General features: G+C 69.6%; 3 protein-coding genes. 1 reads left to right on the top strand and 2 read right to left on the bottom strand.

The genetic code is table 11. From position 1 onward, the window contains the following. Positions 1 to 2993: multidrug efflux RND transporter permease subunit (locus tag QZ753_RS05935; protein ID WP_294641853.1), on the bottom strand; the 2993-nt coding region annotated here is incomplete at its 3' end. Between the two features lie 10 nt (positions 2994 to 3003). Beyond that, positions 3004 to 4173: an efflux RND transporter periplasmic adaptor subunit gene (locus QZ753_RS05930; protein WP_294641851.1), complete on the bottom strand. Its 1170-nt coding sequence runs from the start codon at positions 4171 to 4173 to the stop codon at positions 3004 to 3006. A gap of 171 nt (positions 4174 to 4344) precedes the next feature. On the opposite strand from QZ753_RS05930, the gene QZ753_RS05925 reads away from it, so the two are divergent. Further along, positions 4345 to 5016, top strand: coding sequence for a response regulator (locus QZ753_RS05925; RefSeq protein WP_294641848.1), 672 nt, complete (start codon positions 4345 to 4347; stop codon positions 5014 to 5016). Positions 5017 to 5067 lie beyond the last annotated feature (51 nt).

The raw sequence follows: 5067 nt of genomic DNA, 5'->3' as shown, positions 1-5067 counted from the left end.
AAGAGACCTGTGCCGAGCGCGTTCTGCGTTTCCGAACTCGGACCTCGGGCGACCACGAGCGGCACGATACCGAGCGCGAAGGCGAGCGAGGTCATCACGATCGGGCGCAGGCGCAGCCGCGCTGCCTCCATCGCGGCCTCGACGAGCCCCTGGCCCTCGCTGCGGAGCTGGCGGGCGAACTCGACGATGAGCACCGCATTCTTGGCGGACAGGCCTATCAGGGTGATCAGCCCGACCTTGAAGAACACGTCGTTTTCCAGTCCCCGGAGATGGACGGCCACGACGGCACCAACGAGCCCGAGCGGCACGACCAGCATGACGGCCAGCGGAATGGCCCAGCTTTCGTAGAGGGCGGCGAGCACCAGGAACACAACCACGAAGGAGATGCCGAGGAGGATCGGCGCCTGGGAACCCGACTGCCGCTCCTGAAGCGACTGGCCGACCCATTCCACGCCGAACCCTCCGGGCAGTTCGGCGGCAAGCCGCTCCATCTCGCTCATCGCCGTTCCGCTCGATACGCCGGGCGCGGCGTCCCCGGAGATGCTGAGCGAGGGATAGCCGTTGGTTCGGTTGAGCTGGAGCGGTGCGACCGACCACCGGGGCGTCACGACCTCGTAGAGGGGGACCATCCCGCCCTTGTCGTTGCGCACGTTGAGCTTGAGGACGTCGTCGACCTGCATCCGGTCCTGCGCCCGCGCCTGGACGATCACCTGCTGAAGGCGGCCCGCGCGCGGAAAGTCGTTGACATAGGTCGAGCCCATGGCCGCGCCGAGCGCGTCGGTGATCGCGGAGAAGGACAGGCCCAGCGCCCCGGCCTTCTCGCGGTCGACGTCGAGCTGCACGGTCGGGCCGCCGGGAAGGCCATCGACGCGCACGTCGCGGAGCTTCGGGTTCTTGTCGGCCTGCGCCACCAGCGTCTCGGACGCCGCCCGCAGCGCCGCCGCGTCGCGGCCCGCACGGTCGACGAGCCGCAGCGCGAAGCCCCCCGTGGTGCCGAGCTCCTCGATTGCGGGCGGCTTCATGACGAGAACCTCGCCCTCGGTCGCTTGGCGCATCGCCTCCGTCGCGGCCGCGACCTCCGCGTCGGTGCTGCCCGTGCGCTTGTCGAAGTCCTTGAGGCTCGTGAAGGACATGGCGGCGTTGGGGCCCGAGCCGGTGAAACCGAAGCCCATGATCGACAGGTTCCCCGCGATGTCGGGCCGCGCCATGACATGGGCGTCGTAGCGTTCCACGAGCTTCTGCGTGCGCTCCGCCGTGGCGTCCGCCGGGAGGCTGAAAGAGGTCATGAATGTGCCCTGGTCCTCGTCCGGTACGAAGGCCGTGGGCAAGGTGGCAAAGCCATAGGCCAGTGCCGCGACGATCGCGCCGTAGACCAGCATGACGCGCAGGGCGCGCTTCACCAGCCAGCCGACCCACCCGACATAGCGCGCCGTCAGCGCGTCGAAGCCGCGGTTGAACCCGCCGAAGAAGCCCCGGCGTTCATGATGGGCGGCGACGGGCTTCAGGATCGTGGCGCAAAGTGCGGGCGTCAGGCTGAGGGCGAGAAAGGCCGAGAACAGGATCGATACGGCGAGAGACACGGTGAACTTGCGGTAGATCGCGCCGACGGAGCCGGTGGCGAAGCCCATCGGCAGGAACACCGCCACGAGGACGAGCGTGATGCCGACGACGGCGCCGGTGATCTCGCGCATGGCGCGGCGCGTCGCCTCGCGCGGAGACAGGCCCTCGGTCGCCATCAGCCGCTCGACATTCTCCACCACCACGATCGCGTCGTCGACGATGATGCCGATGGCCAGCACCATTCCGAACATGGTGAGCACGTTGACGGAGTAGCCGATCATCCACATCACCGCGAAGGTGCCGAGGAGCGCGATGGGCGCGACGATCGTCGGGATTAGCGTGTAGCGCACGTTCTGGAGGAACAGGAGCATGATCAGGAAGACCAGCACCATCGCCTCGAGGAGCGTATGGACGACCTTGGCGATCGAGAGCTTCACGAAGGGGGCGGTGTCGTAGGAGACGGCATAGGAGATGCCCTCGGGCATCGAGGGCGCAAGCTCGGCAAGGCGGGCACGCACCCCTTCCGAGGTGGCGACGGCGTTGGCGCCGGGCGCGAGCTGGATCGCGGCGGCGGTCGCGGGCTTGCCGTCGTCGAAGATCGAGAAGCCCATGGTCTGGGGGCCGACCGCCACATCGGCCACGTCGCCGAGCGTCAGCTTCGAGCCGTCCGGGTTGGAGCGCAGGACGATCGCCCGGAAGGCTTCCGGCGTCTCCAACTGGCCGCTGAGGGTGAGGGGCACACTGACCGCTTGGCCGGGAATGGTCGGCGCCTCGCCGAGCCGCCCCGGCGCCACTTGGACGTTCTGCGTCTGGATCGCCTGGACGATCTCGGCCATCGAGACCGAGTAAGACACGAGCCGCGCCGGATCGACCCAGACCCGCATCGCCGCTTCCGAGCCGAAGGACTGGACACGGCCGACGCCCGCCACCCGCTTCAGTTCCGGCGACAGGCTGCGCGCCAGATAGTCGTCGAGCGCCAGCGTCGCGACCTTGCCTCCCTCGGAGCGCAGCGTCACGATCATCAGGAAGCCGGACGAGGCGGATTCGACGGCGAGGCCGGCGCGGCGGACGGGCTCCGGCAGGCGCGGTTCGACGGCCTTCAGGCGGTTCTGGACGTCGATCTGCGCGAGTTCGGGGTCCGTGCCGCTCTTAAAGGTCGCGGTGATGCTGGCATTGCCCATCGCGTCGGCGGAGGACTCGAAGTAGAGGAGGTTCTTGACCGCCGAGAGCTCCCGCTCGATCGGTGCGACCACGCTGTCGGCGACCGTTTGCGGGCCGGCGCCCGTGTAGCTGGCATTGATGCTGACGCTCGGCGGCGCGATTGCGGGAAAGCGCGAGACGGGAAGCTGCGGAATCGCGGCAAGGCCCGCCAGCGTGATGAAGATCGCGACGACCCAGGCGAAGACCGGCCGGTCAATGAAGAATTGCGGCATGGTGGCCTCTTCAGCCTTCGGTCGGGGACGGGGCGGGCTGGTACGGGACGGGCAAAAGGGGGCGGCCGCGCTCGGCGCGGTCCTGCCCCTCGACCAAGACGCTCTCCCCGGCGGACAGGCCCGACAGGATCACGTATTGGCGTTCGACCAGCGGCCCCAGTTCGACCGCGCGGGTCGTGGCCGTGTTGTCGGGTGAGAGGACGGTCAGTTGCGGCTTGCCGGACGCATCGCGCGTGATGGCCTGCTGCGGCACGGTCAGGGCGGCAGGATAGACGGCGCTCGGTACCCGGGCGCGCAGGTACATGCCGGGCAGGAGCTGGCGATAGGGATTGGGCACCTCGAGCCTGAGGGAGAGGCTGCCCGTTCCGGGATCCACCGTCGTGTCGGAGAACAGGACCTTGCCGGGGAACTCGTAGAGCTTGCCAGCGATCGTCGCGATGTCGACGGCGAGCGTGCCGACCTGCTCGCTGCGACCGCTCGCGACCATGTCCTCCAGCGCCTCGCGACGGATCGAGGGTTGGCGGACATCGAGATAGACGCGATCGAGCTGCTGGACGACGGCGAGCGCCGCCGTGCCGCCGGCCGAGGCAAGCCCCCCTTCGGTGGTGATCGCTTGGCCGATGCGCCCGGGAATGGGACTTCGCACGGTCGCGTGCGCGAGCTCCAGCTTGCGGCGCGTCAGGGTGGCCGTCGCCTCGGCGACGTTCGCCCTCCCTTGCGCCTGCGCGGCCGTCGCGTCGCCGAGCGCGGCGGCACTCGCCGTCCGCGCCTCGGACAGCGCTTGGATGCGGTCGTGCTTGAGCCCGGCGTTGAGGAGGTCGGCTTGGGCGCGGGCCAGCACCGCCTCTGCCGCCTCGACATCGGCCGCGAGCGAGGCGGGATCGATCTGGAAGAGCGGCTGGTCGGCCGTCACCTCCGACCCTTCGGTGAAGAGGACCTTTTGGATGATGCCGGAGACCTGTGGGCGGATCTCGGCGGTGCGCAGTGCCGAGACGCGGCCGGGCAACTCGTCGGTGACGACCACGCGGCGCGGCTCGACGCGCATCACCGCGACGCGCGGCGGCGGATCGGCGGGCCCTTCGGCCCCCGCCGGGCCGCTCTCGCCCTCCGTGCAGGCGCCGAGCAGCAGCGCGGTGGCGGCGAGGGCGGTGGGGATCGAAGGGCGTCGCAGGGCTGGCATCACTAGAGGTCCGGAGCATCGGGCACGTCGCGGCGGTGCGACGACACTTCCATCCTCCCCATCCGTCGAGCCCTTGTGGAGCCCGTGTTGCGGTTGTGTGGAGACGGTCGCGGGGCGCTCGACGTCCGCCCCGGCCGATGGCATCCATCGACGCCAAGGAGAACCGCCGCCATGACAGCCCTGGTCCTGATCGCCGAGGACGACGCCGAGATCGCAGCGATCCTCGACGCCTACCTGACACGCGAGGGGTTCCGAACCGTGCAGGCGCGCGACGGCCGCACCACGCTCGACCTCCATCTCGCGTTGAAGCCCGATCTCGTGCTCCTCGACATCACCATGCCGCGGCTCGACGGATGGGAGGTGCTGGCCGAGCTGCGCCGCCGCGGCCAGACGCCCGCGATCATGATCACCGCGCTCGACCAGGACATCGACCGGTTGCAGGGCCTACGCATCGGCGCCGACGACTATGTGGTGAAGCCGTTCAACCCGATCGAGGTCGTGGCGCGGACCAAGGCCGTGCTGCGCCGCTCGGGCCTTGCCAGCGCGGCGGGAGTGCTGCGCGTCGGCGACCTGTCGGTCGATGTCGATGCCTACCAGGCGAGCCTCGGCGATAAGCCGCTCGCGCTGACGCTGACCGAGTTCCGCATACTCGCCCACATGGCGCGCAGCCCGACGAAGGTCTTCGCCCGGGGCGAACTGGTCGACGCCTGTCTGCCGGGGGCGGACGCGCTCGACCGTACCGTGGACAGTCATCTCAGCAAGCTGCGCAAGAAGCTCGAGCAGGCCGGCGCCGAAGGGTTGCTGGCCGGGGTGCGCGGCGTCGGCTACCGGCTGACGGCCTGAAGCCATGAAGCTCCCCTCCGGTCTCGGCCGTCAGATCCTCCTCGCCATGTC

Origin of the sequence: uncultured Aureimonas sp. (assembly GCF_913775355.1) — a bacterium.
GTDB lineage: Bacteria > Pseudomonadota > Alphaproteobacteria > Rhizobiales > Rhizobiaceae > Aureimonas.
Note: the sequence above shows the minus strand (reverse complement) of the source record. Positions and strands in the feature narration are given on the sequence as shown.